Genomic DNA, 20,106 nt, shown 5'->3' with positions numbered 1-20,106 from the left:
TAGCTTCTAGTTTTTATGCTTTAAGTTCAGTGTGAGCTAGAGTTACGTGATGTTTGTCGTTTTTTTTTTTTTACAAGAAAAAGGGGGCATACGTTTTCCCCCTTTGTCTGGGGGGCGGGGAATTGTTTAAAAGAGACGCTTTATATCCCCCCCCCCCCCGCCATACTTTGTATGTCGTTCGAAGATATACTTCTCACCCCCGACGACGCTTTAAGAGGTTGCACTTCGTGCGATTTAATTTTATCCTGTGATGAGAATATATCTCACTGCTGAAAGACGTTGGGGACTTGTTGTCATTCTGAACCCCTGCAAGGGGTGAAGAATTGCTGTTTGGATTTTTAGTAAATGCTGTTAGTTTGTCATGTCTAGCGGGAGTGGAAACGACCGAAGAATCTCTCTTAGCGACTAGTGATTCCTTTAGAGATTCTTCGCTTCGCTCAGAATGACAAACTAAATTTCCTTGTAAGGTAATTTTGTCTTGCGGGTTGGACTCATTGTCATTCTGAGGGCTTGCAAAGCCCGAAGAATCTCTGTTCGAATCACTAGTCGTGCTTTTTGGTGTTTTTGAAAGTGATTCTTCAGCCTTGCTCGCAAGGCTACAGATACCACAAAATGACCAAAAACATGGCAATGCAGAAAATCGCTAGTGCTTTTATTATGAATTGCCCTAAGATAGAGCAAAATAGCTTATATCCTCTGCCTTAACTCAAAAGGGCTTTGAGCCTTTGTTTGCCATATTCCACGCCGGGTTGGTCGTAAGCATTAATTTCAAAAAGTATGCCCATACATGAAGTAAGTAGCTCAAAATACACAATAAGCATACCCACGCTCTCCTCGCATAAATTCATTACCTCAATGCAATCGGTGAGTATCCCCTCATTACGTATTGTCTGCATAGTGGCAATGCGCTGCTTATCAAGCAAGGTAGCAAAACTCTTTGCATTCACAAAATTTGTAGATTCTAAAAACGCTAATTCAAGTGCGGGGATAGAGGGTTGCTCTTTATGCGCGGGATCAAGGCTTAGGAATGTAACGCTTTTATCCATTTTGCCCTGAATAATGAGCTGCAAAAATGAATGCTGATCAATGCTCCCAATGAGCGCAATAGGCGTTAGCCCTACCTTTTGGGCATGGGCGTTGATTTTACCTAGACTTTCCCCCCATAGCTGCACATACCATGCATTAAAATGTCTAAAAAGACTAGAGTATGAAAAAAGCACATTTATAGGGGTGTTTGGGGCTTGTGCTGCGTATATAAGGGCTTTATGGAGGATATGATCTGCCTTATGGCAAAAAAACATCTCCATCATTTTCCCCCCACCACGCAAAAGTGCATGTGCATCAAAGCCTAAAATCGCTAAAGGGATAACTCCCACCGCACTTAAAATAGAAAATCTCCCCCCCACATTGGGCGGAATATTAAAGTAACTCAAGCCCTCAAGTTTCGCCCATTGCTCAAGTGGAGAATTTGTATCAGTGATGATAAGCAAATGAGCCTTGTTTTGCGCATTTTGGAGTAATTTATAGGTGTGGAGGACAAATTTTAATAAAGAAGAGGTTTCAATAGTCGTACCAGACTTAGAAATAGCGATAAAAAGCGTATTTTCTGCCTTAATATGTTGCAAGCTTTGAGTGATATGCAAAGGATCTGTATGCTCTAAAAATATCAAATTTAGCTTCTTCCTACAAGGCAAATGATTAAGCAAGCAATCTATAGCCTTAAGCCCAAGTGAGCTCCCACCTATGCCTATTATCACAAGATTTGATATTTGCTCTAATAACTCCCTATGCGTGCTAATGTATTGATATGCCCAATCAAGGGCTGCTTTGTCAAAAGGGAGGTTGTAATAGCCACTTTTTTGGCTCTCCTTTTCTGCGCAAATCTTGCTAAAAAGTGTATCGACTTGTGCTTGTGAAGATTTATGCTCAAAGCTAAAATTAATCATATCGCTATAGGCTTTTGCACACATATGCGCTCATATCTACAAGGCGGTGTGTATAGCCCATTTCATTATCATACCATGCAAGGACTTTCGTGCTTTTGCCAATGGCTAGGGTTTTATCAGGGATAATAATAGCACTTGCATTTGAGCCAATAAAGTCGCTTGATACCCTTCTCTCTTCATCAACTATAACAAGCCCCTTCATCACTCCATTCATACTCTCGCCACTTTGTGCCCTATAAAAGGCATTGTTTATATCCTCTGTGGTTATGGGGGTGTTGAGATTCACACTTAAATCTACCAAGCTTACATCAGGCGTGGGCACACGTACAGAGACACCATTAAGCTTGCCTGCTAAATGTGGTAATACAAGCCCAATCGCCTTTGCCGCACCCGTGCTTGTGGGGATCATATTGAGGGCTGCAGCACGTGCTCGGCGGAGGTCTTTATGTTTCACATCAAGGAGATTCTGGTCATTTGTATAGCTATGAATGGTTGTCATTAAGCCCTCTTGCACACCAAAAGCCTCATCTAAGATTTTCACAATAGGCGCTAGGCAGTTGGTCGTACAAGAGGCATTTGAGATAACAGATTCTCCATTATATTGTGAGTGATTTACTCCATATACAAATGTAGGAGTATCTTCTGCAGGTGCGGAGATAATTACTCTTTTCACATTGCCCTTAAGATGAGCACTTGCTTTTTGCAAAGCATTAAATTTACCTGTGCATTCCAGCACCCCCACCGCCTCCCCAAAATCAAGTGCTAAAGGGTCTCTATCGCTTAAAACTTTGACATTTTTGCTTTTACCTATACGCAAACTTTTGCTATCAAGCTGCTCCACATCAGAGCCTTTATGCACAGAATCGTATTTAAGCAAATGTACAAGTGTATCAATTGGTGCGGTAGTATTTATCGCTACAAGTTCTACATCATCGCGATTTCCTATGATCCTTGCAGCACATAACCCAATGCGTCCTGTGCCATTGATTGCAAGTTTGATTGCCATTATGCGCTCCTTAAGCTTAGGGGATTAAATCAGTTATCTTAGCATAAAATATCTAATCCATACTTTTGGCTTGATTTCTCTAGTATAAAAGTGTAAAATGCCTAGCTTTGCCTTAAGCGTCCTCATAGCTCAGCAGGATAGAGCACACGATTCCTAATCGTGAGGTCATGCGTTCGAATCGCATTGGGGACACCACTTTACTTCAATTTTTCCCATACTTTGATTGAGTTTATACACATTTTTGCATTTAAATAGGGATTTTGTGGCAGTACGACTGATGGAGAGTTGGCTAGGGAGTTATGTATGCCCATATCGTAGGGAGCGAAGCGAAAAATCTCTACTAGAATCACAAGAGACTCTGCTAAGTTTGTCATCACGAACCCCTGATAAGGGGTGAAGAATCTCTGTTGGCGACTGGTGATTCTTGCAGAGATTCTTCGGCTTTTGCAAAGCCTCAGAATGACAAACTTTGCTACCCGCAAGGGAAACCCACACATAATAAACACCTGCAAGGAAATTATTTTGCCATTCCAAGCATTGTGAAAAAAACTCAGCCTGAATCACCAGCGACTCCGTCATTTTGTCATTCTGAGGGAGCACGAAGTGCGACCGAAGAATCTCCGCAAGAATCACTAAAAAGCACAACTAGTGATTCGGGTAGAGATTCTTCGGTCATTACCACTCCCTCAGAATGACAAAGTGGCTGCCTTTCTAGTGATTCGTTTAAGGAGTCCTTAGTAGATAAGAGAGATTCTTCGCTTCGCTATAGACATGACAATAAATCCAGCATTTACTAGCAATTTCAAAAAGCAGTTCTCCGCCCCCTAGCGGTGGTTCAAAATGACAATACGGGAGATTTGCTAGTGGCTTTAAAAGTAATTCTTCGCTCCAGCGTTGCCTCCCACTAGAGCTGATAAGTTCATTTCCCTTGCGGGTAGCTAAGTTTGTTCTATTTGAGCGGACAAGAAAGGGCACGAAGTCTAAAGGGGCATAAACCTAAAATCTTGTATTCTTATCGCCTCTTCTATGCCTCTTTTTCTCATTGCAATCTTGCTTTTCTTCCTTTTCACCCTTAGACTTCACACTTAAAATCAAAGGCACACCGCTAAAATCAAAATGCTCCCGTAAGACATTAATCAAATACCGCTTATAGCTAAAATGCAAACTTTTTGGGCGATTACTCACAAGGGCGATTTGTGGGGGCTTTGTGTCATATTGTGTGGCATAATAAATCTTTACTATCTTGCCATGAGCGCTGGGGATATGATGTGTATTAACTGCTTGAGTAATGACTTCATTAAGCGTGCTTGTGGGGATTCTATAGCAAAATCTTTCATATACCTTTAAAATCTCTGTCTTAAGCTTATCAATATTGCGCCCATTTAAGGCACTAAGCGTAATCACCGGCGCAAAGGAAAGGAAAGGAAAGCGGCTAGAAAATGCCGCTTTAATCTCCTTAAAATCTGCATACTTTTTATCCCATTTATTAAAGACAACAATCACGCCCAGCGCGTGTTTAGGGATAAGAGAACTAATCTTTTCATCAAGCTCTACAAAGGGTGTGCTCACATCAAGGACTAAAATAGCTATATGGCTTTTAGCAAGCATAGCATTTGTCCTTAAAAGTGCGTATTTTTCAATCCCCTCAATCTTGCCTGCCCTCCTAATCCCCGCCGTGTCGATAAACTTCACCCTCTCCCCTTGTATATCTATCTCTTCATCGACAGGATCAATAGTTGTCCCCGCTATCTCACTTACTACACTTCTCTCCTGCCCTAAAAGCGCATTTAAAAGCGAGCTTTTACCTACATTTACTCGCCCTATAATCCCCACACAAATGCTCCCACTCTCTTCTTGTTTTGTTTCTTGCAAAATGCCTAAAAACTCCTCCAAACTCTCATCTATATCCCCCTCTGCAAATTGCTCCCTTAACTGCTCTGCCAAACTCTGCTCTTTGGCTAAGGCTAAATTTTCAAAGATCACTTCAAGTAGCAAACTTATGCCGCGATTATGGCTTACTGATATGGGGCATACATTTTGCGCACCAAAGGCATTAAACTCCCAAATTTTTTGCTTGATTTTGTCATTATCGATTTTATTAAGCACGAGTATAAGGGGCTTTTTTTGCTTTTGTAATAAACGAAAATACGCAATATCATCATCTTGGGCTATACTGCTTCCATCAACCATATAAAGCACCATATCTGCCTCAAGTGCTGCCCTCTGTGAATGCTCACTCACCTTTGCAAAAAGCCCTTGGGCTTTCTCTAAACCCCCTGTGTCAATAAGTGTAACCTCCACACCGCTAATGCTTAAGTTTGCCCTTTTGACATCGCGCGTTGTGCCACTTATAGGAGAAGTAATAGCCAAATGTTGCTTGATTAGGCGATTAAAAAGCGAGCTTTTGCCTACATTGGGTTTGCCCAAAATCGCAATGCTTTTCATATATGCTCCTTATACTCTCTTGCTTGCTTTAGCTTTTTATAACGATATGTTAGCTAAAGTTCCAAACTTTAGCTTGAAAAATCCAAAAAAGCTATCAAGTAAAGTAAAAAGGTCAAGGCAAAAGGTAGGATATGTATAGGGTTTATATATTGCTTTTGTGCATAATGTTTTGCAGCGCAGAGCAAAAAGGCACACAGATATTAACGCAGACATCAGCACAAACAATACAAACAACAGCAAAACCAACAGATAGTAGGGAAGATAAAGAAGTGCATATCGATGAGAGTGCGGTTTTCACACTCCATAAAGATGATGTAGATTTTATGATGTATGGAGATGCTTATGTGCTCCTCCCCACTTCCGCCGCACTCAAAGATTTTCTTAATCAAGAAGTGTGGTCATCTGATATGCGCACCTTACGCTCTGCTAAAAGCATTACCCAAATTCATAATCATAATGAAGAAATTCTCTTTTATTATTCAAGTAAGCGGGGCTCAAATCTCTATGATGAAATCGCTCCTATGAGCTTTAAACTCACGCCAAGGGCATATAAAGATACGAGCAAAAACCCTCCTCAAACATACAATATTTATATTATTGATAATTTTGATGAAGCCCTTTTATATTCGCCTTGTCATATCACTAAAAGCAGAGCTTTTGTCCATGATAGAGAAAGAAGTGAAATGCTCCTTGATCTCAATACAAACATAAACCCAAAGCTCCAAAGCCAAGAGCAAATGGAGATATTTCTTAAATGCTACACGCACCAAAGCAGCTAAACTAAGCCAAGTATAAAATGAGATACCCTATAATGCACGCTATATCTTAATGTAAAGGCACTCCATGCGAGGTTTTAAAATTTTTAGTGGTTCAGCTCACACTCTCTTTAGCAATGAGCTTGCAAAATACCTTGATGTAAGCCTCTCTAAAGCAACCATTAATCGCTTTAGCGATGGTGAAATTAATGTGCAAATTGGAGAATCTGTCCGCGGGAAGGATATATTTATCATTCAGCCCACTTGTGCCCCTACAAATGATAATCTCATGGAATTACTCATCATCACTGACGCCCTTAGGCGAAGTGGGGCAAATAGCATTAATGCCGTGATACCTTACTTTGGCTATGCAAGACAAGATAGAAAAGCCTCGCCTCGTGTGCCCATTAGTGCAAAACTTGTGGCAAATCTCATTGAACAAAGCGGCGTTCATCGCGTTATTACTATGGATTTACACGCCGGGCAGATTCAAGGGTTTTTTGACATACCTGTGGATAATCTTTATGGCTCTATTGTGTTTGCAGATTATCTCCGTGCGAAATCCTTTAAGAATCCTGTTATTGCCTCCCCTGATATTGGCGGGGTAGCACGAGCTAGGTATTTTGCTGATAGAATGGGAATGGACTTAGTCATCGTGGATAAAAAGCGCGAGAGGGCAAATGAGAGTGAGGTTATGAATATCATTGGTGATGTTTCTGGTAAAGATGTGATTTTAGTAGATGATATGATAGATACCGCCGGGACTATGTGCAAAGCAGCTGATGTGCTTAAATCACGTGGGGCAAATAATGTAATGGCTTTAGGTACTCACCCTGTGCTAAGCGGTCCAGCATTTGAGAGAATTAGCAAAAGTGCGCTAAGTGAAGTGGTTGTTACTAATTCTATTCCATTATCCCTAAGCCATCCCAAGATTAAAGTCTTAAGCGTAGCGCCACTTTTTGCTGAAGTCATACGTAGAATCTACCATAATGAGAGTGTGAATTCACTCTTTATCTAAGTAGTGCTTATGGCGCATATTGAACTTTTATCGCTTATAAGCATTGCATTTTTTGCTTCTTTGGGGCATTGTGTAGGAATGTGCGGGGGCATTGTTTTAGCCTATAGTGCTAAACTTTATCAGCCAAAGGATATTTCTTCCCCCACATTTTATATCCTCTCACAACTCCCCTTTCATTTTATCTACCATGCGGGTAAAACTACCTCTTATAGCGCACTTGGCTTTATTGCCGGCTTTTTAGGGCATATCGCTATGCCTAGTGCAGCATTTAAACATACTATCTTACTGATTATCGGGGTATTGCTTGTTATCTGTGGTATGGCTGTGGGTAAATTTTTCCCCTTGCATATAAAGGGCTTTAACCCTCCATTTTTAGAGAAGATTCTAAACCTTATGCGCACCAATTTATTAAAAAGCACAAAATGCAATCTCTATATACTCGGCTTATGTAATGGCTTGCTACCTTGTGGGATTGTATATTATTTTCTTTTAATTGCTACCGCCGCAGGAAGTGCTCTAAATGGCGCACAAGTTATGGCAATCTTTGGGATTTGTGCTATGCCATCACTCCTTGTGCTAGGGCTTGCAAGTGCTGCCTTGCAAAAGCTAAGAAAGCCCTTTTTACTCCTTAGTGCCTTAGGTATGATAGCCTTTGGCTTATATGAGGTTTATAAATCTCTCAACGCTTTAGAAATCATATAAAGGAGCATAATGAAAAAATGTGCGTTTTTTGACCGCGATGGTGTGATAAATCAAGATTTAGGTTATGTCTATAAAGCAGAAGATTTTATCTTTAATCAAGGGCTTTTTGAGCTTTTAGACACATTAAAAAAGCAAGATTATCTCCTGCTTGTTATAACCAATCAATCTGGCATAGCACGAGGCTATTACACAGAAGATGAGCTTATAGCGCTTCATAATCATATGCAGCAATGCCTGAGAAACACTCTAGGCTTTGGCTTTGATAAAATTTATTTTTGCCCGCATTTACCTACGCAAAATTGCCAATGCCGCAAGCCAAAAATAGGTATGATTTTATCTGCTATGCAGGATTTTGATATTGATTTGCAAAACTCATTTTTCATAGGGGATAAAATCACCGATATGCAATGCGCTATGGCTGCAAATATAAATGGGAAATTTCTACTAAGCACGCAAGAGCTAGAAGATAAATCACTCCAAAATGTCCAAAAGGTTGCCACTTTAGAAGAACTCCATAGTATAATAAAACGCAATTTCATATAAAAGGAACGGGGAATGAAGTATATTTATGATGACCTTGCAGATAAAAAGATTCTAATTACTGGTGGGGCTGGATTTATAGGAAGTAATCTCGCCTTTTATTTTCAAAAGCACCACCCTATGGCACAAGTTTATGTGTTTGATACATTTCGCACAGATACATACTTCCCAAGCGGGAATCCAACGACCCTAGGGCATTTTAAAAATCTCATCGGCTTTAAGGGTAATGTCATCGTGGGGGATATTACTAATCCACAAGATTTGCAAAAGCTCAAAACTTATGATTTTGATATTATCTTTCATCAAGCGGCTATCTCTGATACCACCGTGCTAGACCAAAAGCTCGTAATGGATACAAACTACCAAGCCTTTTTACATTTGCTTGATGTGGCAAATAGCTCTCAAGCGATGATGATTTATGCCTCTTCTGCGGGGACTTATGGGAATTCAAGTGCGCCAAATATCATAGGAGAGGGTGAAGTCCCAGAAAATGTCTATGGGTATTCTAAGCTGTGTATGGATGAATATGTAAGGAAGATTCTCTCAAATGACCCCACTTGCCCCATCATTGGCTTGCGTTATTTTAATGTCTATGGAGCAGGGGAGTTTTATAAGGGTAAAACCGCCTCTATGATATTGCAACTCTCCCTCCAAGCGCTTAAAAATAAAAAAGTGCGGCTTTTTAAAAATGGCGAGCAAAAGCGGGATTTTGTGTATATTAAAGATGTGATTCAAGCAAATGTCAAAGCCATAGAATCTGCCAAAAGCGGTATTTATAATGTCGGCAGTGGGGAGGGGAGAAGCTTTAATGAGATTGTGGGATATTTGCAAAATGCACTAGGAGATTTTGAAGTAGAATATTTTGAAAATCCTTATAGCTTCTTCCAAACTCACACACAAGCTGATATAAACGCCACAAAAGAGCATCTCTCATATGTGCCGCGCTTTAATCTCCAAAAAGGCATAGAATCTTACTTGCCTGATATTCAAGCCATTTATGCTGCTACTCAAGGAAGAGACTAATGTTTAAACTTCTCACTCAAAGCCCAAAAATACTTGTTGTTGGGGATTTGATGATTGATCATTATGTATGGGGGAATTGCGAGCGAATCTCCCCCGAAGCCCCCGTGCAAGTCGTAGATGTGCAAAATGAAAGTAATCGCCTAGGAGGGGCATGTAATGTCGCTCATAATCTTATAGCCCTCAATGCAGAGGTATTTGTATGCGGTGTGATAGGAAGCGATGATGCGGGACTATGGTTAGGAGATGAGCTGGAATCTATGGGGGTAGATATTTCATATCTTTTTGTTGATACCTCGCGCCCCACGACTAAAAAAACGCGCATTATTATTGCTAATCAGCAGGTTTTACGCGTAGATAGAGAGAGCAAAATGCCCATAGATAAAGATATTCAAAGAGATATTATGCAGCGTCTTCATGCGGTGCTTGATGTGGTGGATTGCGTGATTATCTCTGATTATAACAAAGGGCTTTTAAGCGAAGAACTCACACAATTTATCATTCAATATGCAAAAAGCCACAATAAACTCGTGCTATGCGACCCAAAAGGGCAAGACTATAGCAAATATAGTGGAGCTACTCTCCTTACTCCCAATAAAAAGGAAGCCCAGCTTGCCACAGGCATAAGCATTAGCGATGAAGCCTCACTTATCCGCGCAGGTATGGCGCTAAAAACACAATGTAAGTTAGATTACTCACTCATTACCTTAAGCGAAGATGGCATAGGTATATTTAGCAATGATACCCTAGAGTGTATCCCCACAAGAGCAAAAGAAGTCTATGATGTAACAGGGGCAGGCGATACCGTGATAGCCGCCTTAAGCTTTGCCCTAAGTAGCGGGTATGATATTTATAAAGCATGTGAATTTGCTAATGTCGCTGCAGCAGTGGTAGTAGGTAAGGTAGGAAGTGCGGTAGCCACAAGTGAGGAAATTATGCAATACACCCATAGCCAGCCCCTAAATTTGCAGCAGCATATTCAATCTAAAATCCTATCACCAGATTCCCTCCCGCATACACTATCAAGCCTCAAAGGAAGTAAAATTGTTTTCACAAATGGTTGTTTTGATATTTTGCATACGGGGCATTTAAGCTATCTTAATTATGCAAAGAGTCTAGGAGATGTGTTAATTGTCGGGCTTAATAGTGATGATTCTGTAAAATCCCTTAAAGGCGAAAGTCGTCCTATTAATCCCCTCAAAGACCGCGCACTTATGCTAGCAAATCTAGCATGTGTAGATTATGTCATAAGCTTTAGTGAAGACACGCCTTTAAGGCTTATTCAAAGCATTAAGCCTGATGTGTTGATTAAAGGCGGAGATTATCATAATAAAGAAATCATAGGCAGAGAATATGCCAAAGAAGTCGTGCTGTATGACTTTGTAGAGGGCTATTCTACCTCCAATATCATAGAATCTATACAAAGGAAATAATTATGCAAGCATTTATAGAATCTCAATTCCACTCTCACCTCCAAAGTGCGCAGAAAATCTTTACACTCACAAGTCAAGTTAAGCAAGCCGCACTTATGCTAAATAATGCCCTAAATAATGGCGGTAAAATCCTTATTTGTGGGAATGGCGGCTCCGCAGCAGACGCGCAACACTTTGCTGCTGAACTCACAGGCAGATATAAGCAAGAGCGCAAGGCTTTAGCAGGCATAGCCCTAAGTGTAGATACTTCCGCGCTAACGGCTATTGGCAATGACTATGGCTTTGAATATGTATTTTCTCGTCAAGTAGAGGCATTGGCTAAAAGCGGTGATGTATTGTTTGGAATCTCCACAAGTGGCAACTCCCCTAACGTCCTCCTAGCCGCAGAGACTGCGCGCAAACTAGGCTGCTCTGTGATAGGCTTAAGCGGGAGAGATGGCGGCAAGCTAAGTGAAGTATGTAATATCAATCTCATTATGCCAGATGCTGACACACCCAGAATCCAAGAGTTGCATATTTTGATTATCCATATTTTATGTGATTTAATCGAGCAAGAGAGTATTAATCAAAGCAATAAGGGAGCATAATGCTTCTTCCCCAAACCTTGCAATCACTGCAGACCCTCCCTAAAGATCGTATGCAAGATACCCTACATGGCGCACTTTATAGCGAGGGTGTGAGTATCACACTCCTTGATGTGATTTTTGGGCATTATTTTATCTATGCGATTTTAAGTGATGGCATACTTGCGCCTGTGTTTTTATACCAGCATAGCATAAGCTATAAGCAATCCCAAATCTGTGGCTTGCCAAAAGTGCATTTTTGCGTATGTAATGAGATAAGAGAGAATTTCTCTCCCTTAAATAAAACTCACACCCTCCACCATCTCCATTATATCGCTAAAATCAGTAAGAAAAACGCCTTTAATGTGAGTATCAAGCAAGGCGGGAGCGAAGTAGGGCTATATAATGACTATCCCCTAGAGCTTTGTGCGATGTGTAGTGATATTTTAAAGCAAATGCAGCCCCCCCAAGATATGTTGAGCAAATATAGCACATTTAATGACTATGTTTTTTCACCCCAATGGCTTCATCTTTTAGAATCTCCCTCCCGCCAAAATGAGCTTACAAGCCTGCAAAATGCCAATCTCACCTGCTATAAATGCAAAAAGCCCATTACCTTAGATACGCCTATATGGTTTCATATCCACGCGGATATGCTGAAAATCTACTGCTGTTAATCTTTTTATGTTACATTGTTTCAATATTCTTTTACCTATTTCTTAATTTTCTTTTTTCATCTACGCACTAGGGGTTTATATGGGACTAACATTAGGCATTGATATAGGCAGTACAACGGCAAAAGTCGCCCTCATGGACAATGATGAGATTATCTTTCAAGTCTATCAAAGGCATTACTCAAAAGTGCGCGAAAAAGCCATTGAAATTGTCCAGCAAATCGCGGAGCATATAGGCGATAGAGAGTTTAAAGTAGCTATCTCTGGCTCTGCAGGCTTTGGTATTTGTAAAGCCACAGGCATTGACTTTGTGCAAGAGGTATTTGCCACCGCGGGGGCAGTTAAGCACCTTGTGCCTGATGCAGATGCGGTTATTGAGCTAGGCGGAGAAGATGCGAAGATTATCTTTCTCACAGGCGGGAGTGAAGAGCGAATGAATGGTTCTTGTGCGGGCGGTACAGGCGCATTTATTGATCAAATGGTAACCTTGCTTGCTATCACACCAGAAGAGTTTGATAACCTCTCACTACAAAGTTCCAAAATCTACCCTGTGGCTTCTCGTTGTGGCGTATTTGCTAAAACTGATGTCCAGCCACTCTTAAATCAAGGTGTGAATAAAGAAGACATTAGTGCGAGTATTTTCCAAGCTGTGTGCGACCAAACTATCACAGGGCTAGCACAAGGGCGTAAAATCGAGGGCAAGATACTTTTCCTTGGGGGACCGCTCTATTATTACAAAGGCTTGCAAAAACGTTTTAAAGAAACGCTCAAACTTGATGATGAGCATGCGATATTCCCTGATTTTGCACAATATGCAGTGGCTATTGGCGTTTCTTTGAGTGCGCGCGAGCTTGAGAAGTGCTATACCTGCAAATCCCTTATTGAGGCATTAGAAGCAAGTAAAAATGTCGCCTCTACAAATAAATACCTTGAGCCACTTTTTGCTACAGATGATGATTATGCTGCATTTATCGCCCGTCATGAGAGCGCGAGTGTGGAAGAGGTAGATATAGAGAGTGCCTATAAAGCAAATAATTATCAAAAAATTGATGTCTATATTGGCATAGATTGCGGGAGCACGACCACAAAGCTTGCTATGCTAGATAGCAATAATGCTCTAGTCTATCAATACTACAACTCCAATCAAGGCAACCCCGTAGCGGTGATTTCTTCTCAACTTCAATATATTTATGAGCATTTCGGGGATAAAATCAATATCAAAGGCAGTGCGGTTACAGGCTATGGCGAGGAGCTTATCAAAGCGGCTTTTAACCTTGATTCAGGGCTTGTGGAGACTATGGCTCATCTCAAAGCCGCCAAGCACTTTAACCCTAAAGTAGATTTTATTATCGATATTGGCGGGCAGGATATGAAGTGCTTTTATATCAAAAACCAAACCATAGATTCTATTATGTTAAATGAAGCTTGTAGCTCCGGTTGTGGGAGCTTTATTGAAACATTTGCAAGATCCATGGGCTATGATATACAGAGCTTTTCAAAGCTAGGTTTAAGCTCAAAGCACCCTGTCGAGCTAGGGAGCCGCTGCACCGTGTTTATGAATAGCTCTGTAAAAGAAGCCCAAAAAGAGGGTGCGAGCATTGAAGATATTAGCGCAGGGCTCTCTATGAGTGTGGTTAAAAATGCTATTTATAAAGTCATACGCGCTCGCGATGCTGATGATTTAGGCAAACAAATTGTCGTGCAAGGCGGGACATTCCTTAATAATGCCGTGTTGCGAAGCTTTGAGAAAGAAATAGGCAGAGAAGTGATTCGCCCTAAAATTAGCGGCTTAATGGGGGCATTTGGAGCAGCCCTTTATGCAAAGGCTCTAGGCTTAAGCCACTCTAGCACGATGAGTAAAGATGAGCTCTCAAGCTTTACACATACCGCTACAGCGAGCGTATGTAAGATTTGTGGGAACAACTGCCAATTAACGATAAATCGCTTCGGCGAGGGGAAAAAATTTATATCAGGCAACCGCTGCGATAAGCCTCTAGGCTTTAAAAAACTGCTCTTTTTACCCAATCTCTATGACTACAAACTTAATAAAATTAAATCCCTTTGTGCCTATGAGAATAAGGACAAATCCCACCTTACAAAGGGCAAGATAGGCATTCCACTAGGGCTTAATATGTATGAAAACCTCCCCTTTTGGCACACTTTGCTAAGCGAATTAGGCTATGAAGTGGTTGTATCTGATATAAGCACGCGCAAAACCTTTGCCTTAGGGCAGCATACGATACCAAGTGATACCGTCTGCTACCCTGCGAAACTCCTCCATGGGCATATTGAAAACCTCTTAAAAAAAGGCGTAGATAAGATTTTCTATCCTTGTATGAGCTATAGCTTTGAGAGCGATGAGAAACATAAAGATAGCAGCACCAATAACTACAACTGCCCTGTGGTAGCCTATTACCCCGAGCTCCTTAATGCCAATGTCGATAAATTAAGAGAAGTGCAATTTTTCTATCCTTATTTTGGCTTGCATAAAAAAGAGGAGTTTAAGAAAAAGGGCTTAGAGTTTTTCAAAAAGCAGCTTGGTGCGGATAAAAAGGCATTTTTAAATGCTGTGAATAAAGCCTATGACGTGCGCGATGAATGGCTAAGTGATGTGAAAGAGCAAGGCGAGAAAGCCCTAAATTTTGCTAAAGCCAATAAACTCAAAGCCATAGTGCTCTGCGGGCGACCTTATCATATAGACCCCGAGATAAATCATGGCATTGATAAGCTCATTAACTCACTCGGGCTTGTCGTGCTAAGTGAAGATAGTGTGGGACATTTAGCAGAGGCTGGAGAGCTCCATATCCTTAATCAATGGAGCTATCATTCCAGACTTTATAATGCGGCTGCATTTGTGAGCCAACAAGAAAATATTGAACTCGTGCAATTAGTGAGCTTTGGCTGTGGGATAGATTCTATCACCACCGATGAGGTACGCGAGATTTTAGAATCTCATGGGAGATTCTACACCCAGCTTAAAATTGATGAAATCAGCAATTTAGGCGCAGTAAAGATACGAATCCGCTCATTACTTGGCGCAATGGAAGAGAAGCAAGCTCAAACAAAGGCAAGTATCCTCCTTAAAGATAAAGTACTTGAAAATGTGTAGAGTAGGGCTTTATAGTGTGTGAAGGCACATAAGCGACGTATAGGCAAAGGCGTAAATTAAGGCATAAAACGAGCAATAAACTACAGAGAAAGGATAGAAAATGACACAAAAGATGACCCCACATATTAACTCTTGGCAAAATGCGAGCTCAAATTCACTTATCATCAAACCTGAAAACAAACGCGAGCTTAAGCGCGTGCCATTTACCGCAGAAATGAAGCAAACGCACACAATCCTTGTGCCAATGATGTTACCCGTGCATTTTCAGCTCCTTGTGAATATCTTGCATTTGCATGGCTACAAGGCGGAGCTTTTGCATAATGACGGCAAAGGCGTGGTAGATGAGGGCTTGCGTAATGTCCATAATGATACTTGCTATCCTGCCTTGCTTGTGATTGGGCAGATGATAGACGCCCTTAAAAGTGGCAAATGGGATTTAGACAAAGTCGCCTTGCTTATTACCCAAACCGGCGGGGGCTGCAGAGCGAGTAATTATATTTATCTCTTGCGTAAGGCACTCAATAAAGCGGGCTTTGGCAATATCCCTGTGATTTCACTAAATTTTAGCGGCTTAGAGTCCAATCAAGGCTTTAGCGTTACCCGCCCCATGCTTCAAAACTTCCTTAATGCGATTTTATATGGAGATTTGATTATGCACATTGCCAATCAAACCCGCGCCTATGAGTTAAACAAAGGTGATACCGATGCTATGGTTGATAAATGGATTGCACGCATTACCACAGAGGGCACAAATGAGGGGCTTAAAAAATATAGTGTGTTAAAAAAAGACTTAAAGCTTATCCTTGATGATTTTGCTTCTATCCCTAGAAACCCCAATCCTAAAACGCGTGTAGGCATTGTCGGGGAGATTTATATTAAATTCTCTCCGCTTGGGAATAATAATTTAGAAGATTTCTTATTAAGTGAAGATTGTGAGGTAGTGATACCGGGCTTTTTGGACTTTTGCTTATATTGCGTGAATGACACCATTGTAGGGCATAAAATGTATGGGGGCACACTCGCCCAAGCCCTCATTTATCGCGCGGTATTTTGGTTTTTTGCCAATAAGCAGCTTGATATGATTAATATTATTAAAAAGCATGGCGTATTTCGAGCCCCCACTGCGTTTAAACACACCAAAAAGCTAGCCGATGGCTATGTCTCAGAAGCAATGAATATGGGCGAGGGCTGGCTCCTTACGGCTGAAATGCTAGAGCTAATCGAGCAAGGCGTGGAGAATATTGTCTGCACCCAGCCCTTTGGCTGCTTGCCTAACCACATTGTCGGGCGCGGTATGATGAAAGTCATCAAAGAGCGCAACCCTCAAAGTAACATCGTATCCATAGATTACGACCCCGGCGCCACAAAGGTAAATCAAGAAAATCGCATTAAACTCATGCTAAGTAATGCCAAAAAGGCACAAAAAGCCCTTGCCTAACCCATAAGACAAAATTACCTTGCAAAGGAATTTATTTTGTCATTCTGAGGGAGCACGAAGTGCGACCGAAGAATCTCTGTTGGATTTACTAGAACGTTAGCCAAGTTTGTCATTCTGAGGGCGGGCGTAGCCCAACCGAAGAATCTCTTTTATCTACTAACGACTCTCTTTCAAAAACACCAAAAAGCACGACTAGTGATTCTTGCAGAGATTCTTCGGTCGCTACGCTCCCTCAGAATGACAAACTTTGCTACCCGCAAGGGAAACCCACACATAATAAACACCTGCAAGGAAATTACTTTGTCATTCCAAGCATTGCGAAGAAACTCAGCCCGAATTACCAGCGACTCCGTCATTTTGTCATTCTGAACGTTATGGAGAATCGCTTCACAAAGCCACTAGACAATCCCAATCCTATTGTCATTCTGAGGGGCTTCAGCCCCGAAGAATCTCTCTTATCTACTAACGACTCCTTAACAGAATCACTAGAAAGGCAGTTATTTTGTCATGTCTATAGCGAAGCGAAGAATCTCTGTGGGCTTTGCTAGAACGTTAGCCAAGTTTGTCATTCTGAGGGGCTTCAGCCCCGAAGAATCTCTACCCGAATCACTAGTCGCACTTTTTGGTGACTCTAAAAGAAAGTCTCTAGTATATAAGAGAGATTCTTCGGTCGTTTCACTCCCTCAGAATGACAATGAATCCAGCATTTACTCCTAATCCAAAAAGCAATACTTCATCCTCAAAGCCAGCAAGAGACGACAATATCTTGCACGTAAGGGCAGAATAACAAACAAGCCCACACAACAAATTCCCTTATTTATGCACGCAAAACTAAATGCGAAATAACAAACAAAAAACCTTAATGAATGAAAAAATGGAGTTGTAGTATAATAAGCATTAGGGGTTGCCTCAAAGGGGCGGCCACCCCTTTGAGTGTAACCTACTTTAAAAAAGGAGGTTACCATGAGTAAGATTATCCAAAAAATCTTGGTGTGCATTATACTACTCTGTATTTTAGTAGTCAAGTGTTACTAAGAGTTTAACCCCAAGGTCTCGCCTTTGGCTTAAGGGCGGGATCAGTCTTACTCTCCCCTTTATTAAGCCTTGAGAGTTTTTGACACTTCATTGTGAAGAAACTCCACCCGAATCACCAGCGAATCCGTCATTTTGTCATTCTGAGCGAAGCGAAGAATCTCTACCCGAGTCACTAGTCGTGCTTTTTGGTGACTCTAAAAGAGAGTCTCTAATATATAAGAGAGATTCTTCGGCTTTTGCAAAGCCTCAGAATGACAACGGGATAAAATCTACTCCTAATCCAAAAAGCAATGATTCACAGAAAGCCCACAGAGATTCTTCGGGGCTGAAGCCCCTCAGAATGACAAAATAATTTCCCTTGCGACTCTCCAAGTTTGTCATTCTGAGGAAGCACGAAGTGCGACCGAAGAATCTCTGCAAGAATCACTAATCGTGCTTTTTGGTGATTCTAAAAGAATCTCCCTTATCCGCCAAAAATTTACCAAAACCTCGCCAAAAATATCCAATAATTGCCAAAAATTATCATTTTCTCCCTAGTTTTTTCCATATTTTCAAAAATTTTTAAGGAATTTTGTTATTTAATACCAGACATTCAATACAACGCATGAGCTTAAGTATATCTTAAGTTTATGTGAAATTAAGTCAAAGCTTATTAAAGTTCAGCGATGTTTTAATAGGCTTTGAGCACCCTTAGGTTAGGTTTCATTAAGTTTTGCAAGTTTCACAAAGCTTATTACAATCTCACCATAAGGTTATTAAGGTTTCTATTTCTATCAATTCTATGCACTAAATACAGGTAATAAGGAGGGGTTTAGGCATGGCTTATAGACAATATATCATTCCCCCCCCCCAGCAAATTTTAGGGGTTGCGGGCAAGGGAGCCAAGCAGAAGTTCGCACACAGCATTTTAGCAATTTCCATACCTCATATATGCCCCTTAAACGGCGCACTTCACACTACAGCCTCCATAAAGCACGTTTTAAACCACATCATAGGGGCTTACCCTTGCTAGTGTTAAATGATAATAAGCAAAGAGTATTCCAAATTGAAACTTCAGCTTTGGGTAGGCATTCAAGCGATTTAGAAAATTTTGAGGGTTCGCAGGCACACAGCCTAGCCTCACCCCCAAAATTTTCTAAAAACCCTCAAAGCCCCACCGCAAATCTTAGAAGCTTAGATTCTCAAACCCCCTTTTGTCCCAACTCACGTGAGAGTGAGAAATCTCCGTTATTTTGTCATTCTGAGGGAAGGCAAAGCCTGACCGAAGAATCTCTCTTATCCGCTAGAGGCTCTTTAAGAGAATCACTAGCAACTCCGTTACTTTGTCATTCTGAGGGAGCACGAAGTGCGACCGAAGAATCTCCCTTATCTACTAAAGACTCTTTAATAGAGTCACCAGAAAGGCAGCCATTTTGTCATTCTGAGCCTCCTTTAGGAGGCGAAGAATCTCTAAACGAATCACTAGTCGCCAAGAGAGATTCTTCGGTCGTTTCACTCCCTCAGAATGACAAACTTGGCTACCCGCAAGGGAAACCCACACATAATAAACACCTGCAAAGAAAATTGCTTTGTCATTCCAAGCATTGTGCAGAATCTCTATTTGATTCACCAGAAATTCTCCAAGTTTGTCATTCTGAGGGCTATGGAGAATCGCTTCACAAAGCCACTAGACAATCCCAATCCTATTGTCATTCTGAGCGAAGCGAAGAATCTCTATACGAATCACTAGTCGCCCACAGAGATTCTTCGGTCGCTACGCTCCCTCAGAATGACAATAAGTCCCAAACGTCTCCCAGCAGTGAGATATATTCTCACTGCGATAAAATTAAATCGCACGAAGTGCCACCTCTTAAAGCGTCGTCGGGGCGGGGGATATATAAGGGGGAGGGAGCGACTTCGCAATTCAAGCCCCTCCCCCTTATAGAAAAAGAAAAAAGAGAATCGCTAACGACTCCGTTAGTTTGTCATTCCAAGCATTGCGAAGAATCTCTTTCAAACCTACTAGAAAGCCCACAGAGATTCTTCGGGGCTGAAGCCCCTCAGAATGACAAACTTTGCTACCCGCAAAAGAAATTCTCTCAAGACGATAATGTGGCTTGTATGAGAGGGAAATTATTTTGTCATTCCAAACATTGTGAAGAATCTCTATTTGATACACCAAAAATTCTCCAAGTTTGTCATTCTGAGGGAGGGCAACGCCCAACCGAAGAATCTCTGCCCGAATCACTAGTCGCTAAAAGAGATTCTTCGCTTGATTCTCAAGCTCAGAATGACAAACTAACAGCATTTACTAGAAATCCAAAAAGCAATGATTCACAGAAAGCCCACAGAGATTCTTCACCCCTTGCAGGGGTTCAGAATGACAATAGTGGCAGAGTTTCTAGTAATTCCAAAAGAGATTCTTCGGCTTTTGCAAACTCTA

At 41.2% G+C, this 20,106-nt stretch carries 22 protein-coding genes, 1 tRNA gene and 1 pseudogene; 17 read left to right on the top strand and 7 right to left on the bottom strand.

Annotated elements, in window-relative coordinates; all coding sequences use genetic code 11:
• Positions 1-193: 193 nt before the first annotated feature.
• From CQA63_RS09555 to gap, 3 genes are all read right to left on the bottom strand, one after another.
• Positions 194-631, bottom strand: a complete 438-nt coding sequence (locus CQA63_RS09555; protein WP_147288770.1) for a hypothetical protein — start codon at positions 629-631, stop codon at positions 194-196.
• 70 nt (positions 632-701) lie between these two features.
• On the bottom strand, positions 702-1,970 hold the full coding sequence (locus CQA63_RS08645; RefSeq protein ID WP_233706653.1) for a glucose-6-phosphate isomerase: 1,269 nt from the start codon (positions 1,968-1,970) through the stop codon (positions 702-704).
• On the bottom strand, positions 1,951-2,952 hold the full coding sequence (gene gap, locus CQA63_RS08640) for a type I glyceraldehyde-3-phosphate dehydrogenase (RefSeq protein WP_104700415.1): 1,002 nt from the start codon (positions 2,950-2,952) through the stop codon (positions 1,951-1,953). The genes CQA63_RS08645 and gap overlap by 20 nt, the downstream gene beginning before the upstream one ends.
• 118 nt (positions 2,953-3,070) lie before the next feature.
• Between gap and CQA63_RS08635 the strand changes: the two genes are divergently transcribed.
• From CQA63_RS08635 to CQA63_RS08630, 3 genes are all read left to right on the top strand, one after another.
• Positions 3,071-3,147: transfer RNA gene (locus CQA63_RS08635), tRNA-Arg, on the top strand.
• Positions 3,148-3,214: 67 nt separating this feature from the next.
• On the top strand, positions 3,215-3,349 hold the full coding sequence (locus tag CQA63_RS10445; protein ID WP_280524199.1) for a hypothetical protein: 135 nt from the start codon (positions 3,215-3,217) through the stop codon (positions 3,347-3,349).
• Positions 3,350-3,359: 10 nt separating this feature from the next.
• Entirely contained in the window at positions 3,360-3,647 is a 288-nt protein-coding gene (locus CQA63_RS08630; protein WP_115511870.1) for a hypothetical protein, read from the top strand.
• A 28-nt stretch (positions 3,648-3,675) separates the two neighbouring features.
• Here the strand turns inward: CQA63_RS08630 and CQA63_RS09550 are convergent, their stop codons facing one another.
• Together CQA63_RS09550 and der are read right to left on the bottom strand one after the other, a co-directional pair.
• Complete coding sequence (locus CQA63_RS09550) at positions 3,676-3,927, bottom strand: hypothetical protein (protein WP_147288769.1); 252 nt, start codon at positions 3,925-3,927, stop codon at positions 3,676-3,678.
• 21 nt (positions 3,928-3,948) lie between these two features.
• The gene (der, locus tag CQA63_RS08625) at positions 3,949-5,397 is read right to left on the bottom strand and encodes a ribosome biogenesis GTPase Der (RefSeq protein ID WP_104700416.1); all 1,449 of its coding nucleotides are present in this window, start codon (positions 5,395-5,397) and stop codon (positions 3,949-3,951) included.
• A 131-nt stretch (positions 5,398-5,528) separates the two neighbouring features.
• Here der and CQA63_RS08620 point away from each other — a divergent pair, with 131 nt between their 5' ends.
• The 10 genes from CQA63_RS08620 to CQA63_RS08575 all read left to right on the top strand — a co-directional run bounded on the left by CQA63_RS08620 (position 5,529) and on the right by CQA63_RS08575 (position 16,649).
• Complete coding sequence (locus tag CQA63_RS08620; protein ID WP_104700417.1) at positions 5,529-6,176, top strand: hypothetical protein; 648 nt, start codon at positions 5,529-5,531, stop codon at positions 6,174-6,176.
• A 64-nt stretch (positions 6,177-6,240) separates the two neighbouring features.
• Positions 6,241-7,170 (top strand): ribose-phosphate pyrophosphokinase, encoded by a 930-nt coding sequence (locus CQA63_RS08615; RefSeq protein ID WP_104700418.1) that lies wholly within the window; start codon positions 6,241-6,243, stop codon positions 7,168-7,170.
• 9 nt (positions 7,171-7,179) lie between these two features.
• A complete protein-coding gene (locus tag CQA63_RS08610) occupies positions 7,180-7,872 on the top strand; it encodes a sulfite exporter TauE/SafE family protein (RefSeq protein WP_104700419.1) in 693 nt (230 codons plus the stop codon).
• A 9-nt stretch (positions 7,873-7,881) separates the two neighbouring features.
• A complete protein-coding gene (locus CQA63_RS08605; RefSeq protein WP_104700420.1) occupies positions 7,882-8,415 on the top strand; it encodes a D-glycero-alpha-D-manno-heptose-1,7-bisphosphate 7-phosphatase in 534 nt (177 codons plus the stop codon).
• 12 nt (positions 8,416-8,427) lie between these two features.
• The gene (rfaD, locus tag CQA63_RS08600) at positions 8,428-9,435 is read left to right on the top strand and encodes an ADP-glyceromanno-heptose 6-epimerase (protein WP_104700421.1); all 1,008 of its coding nucleotides are present in this window, start codon (positions 8,428-8,430) and stop codon (positions 9,433-9,435) included.
• Positions 9,435-10,865 (top strand): D-glycero-beta-D-manno-heptose-7-phosphate kinase, encoded by a 1,431-nt coding sequence (gene rfaE1 / locus CQA63_RS08595; protein WP_104700422.1) that lies wholly within the window; start codon positions 9,435-9,437, stop codon positions 10,863-10,865. The genes rfaD and rfaE1 overlap by 1 nt, the downstream gene beginning before the upstream one ends.
• A gap of 2 nt (positions 10,866-10,867) precedes the next feature.
• A complete protein-coding gene (gene gmhA / locus CQA63_RS08590; protein WP_104700423.1) occupies positions 10,868-11,452 on the top strand; it encodes a D-sedoheptulose 7-phosphate isomerase in 585 nt (194 codons plus the stop codon).
• Positions 11,452-12,105 (top strand): hypothetical protein, encoded by a 654-nt coding sequence (locus CQA63_RS08585; RefSeq protein ID WP_115511869.1) that lies wholly within the window; start codon positions 11,452-11,454, stop codon positions 12,103-12,105. Before gmhA ends, CQA63_RS08585 begins: the two co-directional genes overlap by 1 nt.
• A gap of 79 nt (positions 12,106-12,184) precedes the next feature.
• Positions 12,185-15,211, top strand: a complete 3,027-nt coding sequence (locus CQA63_RS08580; protein WP_104700425.1) for an acyl-CoA dehydratase activase — start codon at positions 12,185-12,187, stop codon at positions 15,209-15,211.
• Positions 15,212-15,311: 100 nt separating this feature from the next.
• The gene (locus CQA63_RS08575) at positions 15,312-16,649 is read left to right on the top strand and encodes a 2-hydroxyacyl-CoA dehydratase (protein WP_104700426.1); all 1,338 of its coding nucleotides are present in this window, start codon (positions 15,312-15,314) and stop codon (positions 16,647-16,649) included.
• 170 nt (positions 16,650-16,819) lie between these two features.
• Here the strand turns inward: CQA63_RS08575 and CQA63_RS09545 are convergent, their stop codons facing one another.
• A complete protein-coding gene (locus CQA63_RS09545) occupies positions 16,820-17,005 on the bottom strand; it encodes a hypothetical protein (RefSeq protein ID WP_147288768.1) in 186 nt (61 codons plus the stop codon).
• Between the two features lie 18 nt (positions 17,006-17,023).
• On the opposite strand from CQA63_RS09545, the gene CQA63_RS09930 reads away from it, so the two are divergent.
• The 3 genes from CQA63_RS09930 to CQA63_RS09535 all read left to right on the top strand — a co-directional run bounded on the left by CQA63_RS09930 (position 17,024) and on the right by CQA63_RS09535 (position 18,036).
• Positions 17,024-17,197, top strand: coding sequence for a hypothetical protein (locus CQA63_RS09930; protein ID WP_170128396.1), 174 nt, complete (start codon positions 17,024-17,026; stop codon positions 17,195-17,197).
• Complete coding sequence (locus tag CQA63_RS09540; protein ID WP_147288767.1) at positions 17,157-17,366, top strand: hypothetical protein; 210 nt, start codon at positions 17,157-17,159, stop codon at positions 17,364-17,366. Before CQA63_RS09930 ends, CQA63_RS09540 begins: the two co-directional genes overlap by 41 nt.
• 397 nt (positions 17,367-17,763) lie before the next feature.
• The gene (locus CQA63_RS09535) at positions 17,764-18,036 is read left to right on the top strand and encodes a hypothetical protein (protein ID WP_147288766.1); all 273 of its coding nucleotides are present in this window, start codon (positions 17,764-17,766) and stop codon (positions 18,034-18,036) included.
• A gap of 25 nt (positions 18,037-18,061) precedes the next feature.
• Here CQA63_RS09535 and CQA63_RS10440 read toward each other — a convergent pair whose 3' ends face one another.
• Entirely contained in the window at positions 18,062-18,190 is a 129-nt protein-coding gene (locus tag CQA63_RS10440) for a hypothetical protein (protein ID WP_267891932.1), read from the bottom strand.
• A 424-nt stretch (positions 18,191-18,614) separates the two neighbouring features.
• Between CQA63_RS10440 and CQA63_RS08565 the strand changes: the two are divergent.
• Positions 18,615-20,106: pseudogene (locus tag CQA63_RS08565) on the top strand (hypothetical protein); the annotation flags it as partial.

Source organism: Helicobacter marmotae (assembly GCF_003364255.1).
GTDB classification, from domain to species: domain Bacteria; phylum Campylobacterota; class Campylobacteria; order Campylobacterales; family Helicobacteraceae; genus Helicobacter_C; species Helicobacter_C marmotae.
Note: the sequence above shows the minus strand (reverse complement) of the source record. Positions and strands in the feature narration are given on the sequence as shown.

What these genes read in the sequence shown, in the direction of transcription:
- CQA63_RS09540 (WP_147288767.1), top strand. Translation starts at nt 17,157, where the DNA reads ATGTCTATAGCGAAGCGAAGAATCTCTGTGGGCTTTGCTAGAACGTTA.
- CQA63_RS08585 (WP_115511869.1), top strand. Translation starts at nt 11,452, where the DNA reads ATGCTTCTTCCCCAAACCTTGCAATCACTGCAGACCCTCCCTAAAGAT.
- gap (WP_104700415.1), bottom strand. Translation starts at nt 2,952, where the DNA reads ATGGCAATCAAACTTGCAATCAATGGCACAGGACGCATTGGGTTATGT.
- rfaE1 (WP_104700422.1), top strand. Translation starts at nt 9,435, where the DNA reads ATGTTTAAACTTCTCACTCAAAGCCCAAAAATACTTGTTGTTGGGGAT.
- der (WP_104700416.1), bottom strand. Translation starts at nt 5,397, where the DNA reads ATGAAAAGCATTGCGATTTTGGGCAAACCCAATGTAGGCAAAAGCTCG.
- gmhA (WP_104700423.1), top strand. Translation starts at nt 10,868, where the DNA reads ATGCAAGCATTTATAGAATCTCAATTCCACTCTCACCTCCAAAGTGCG.
- CQA63_RS08605 (WP_104700420.1), top strand. Translation starts at nt 7,882, where the DNA reads ATGAAAAAATGTGCGTTTTTTGACCGCGATGGTGTGATAAATCAAGAT.
- CQA63_RS08645 (WP_233706653.1), bottom strand. Translation starts at nt 1,970, where the DNA reads ATGTGTGCAAAAGCCTATAGCGATATGATTAATTTTAGCTTTGAGCAT.
- rfaD (WP_104700421.1), top strand. Translation starts at nt 8,428, where the DNA reads ATGAAGTATATTTATGATGACCTTGCAGATAAAAAGATTCTAATTACT.
- CQA63_RS08575 (WP_104700426.1), top strand. Translation starts at nt 15,312, where the DNA reads ATGACACAAAAGATGACCCCACATATTAACTCTTGGCAAAATGCGAGC.
- CQA63_RS09930 (WP_170128396.1), top strand. Translation starts at nt 17,024, where the DNA reads ATGGAGAATCGCTTCACAAAGCCACTAGACAATCCCAATCCTATTGTC.
- CQA63_RS08615 (WP_104700418.1), top strand. Translation starts at nt 6,241, where the DNA reads ATGCGAGGTTTTAAAATTTTTAGTGGTTCAGCTCACACTCTCTTTAGC.
- CQA63_RS08580 (WP_104700425.1), top strand. Translation starts at nt 12,185, where the DNA reads ATGGGACTAACATTAGGCATTGATATAGGCAGTACAACGGCAAAAGTC.
- CQA63_RS08610 (WP_104700419.1), top strand. Translation starts at nt 7,180, where the DNA reads ATGGCGCATATTGAACTTTTATCGCTTATAAGCATTGCATTTTTTGCT.
- CQA63_RS08620 (WP_104700417.1), top strand. Translation starts at nt 5,529, where the DNA reads ATGTATAGGGTTTATATATTGCTTTTGTGCATAATGTTTTGCAGCGCA.
- CQA63_RS09545 (WP_147288768.1), bottom strand. Translation starts at nt 17,005, where the DNA reads ATGACGGAGTCGCTGGTAATTCGGGCTGAGTTTCTTCGCAATGCTTGG.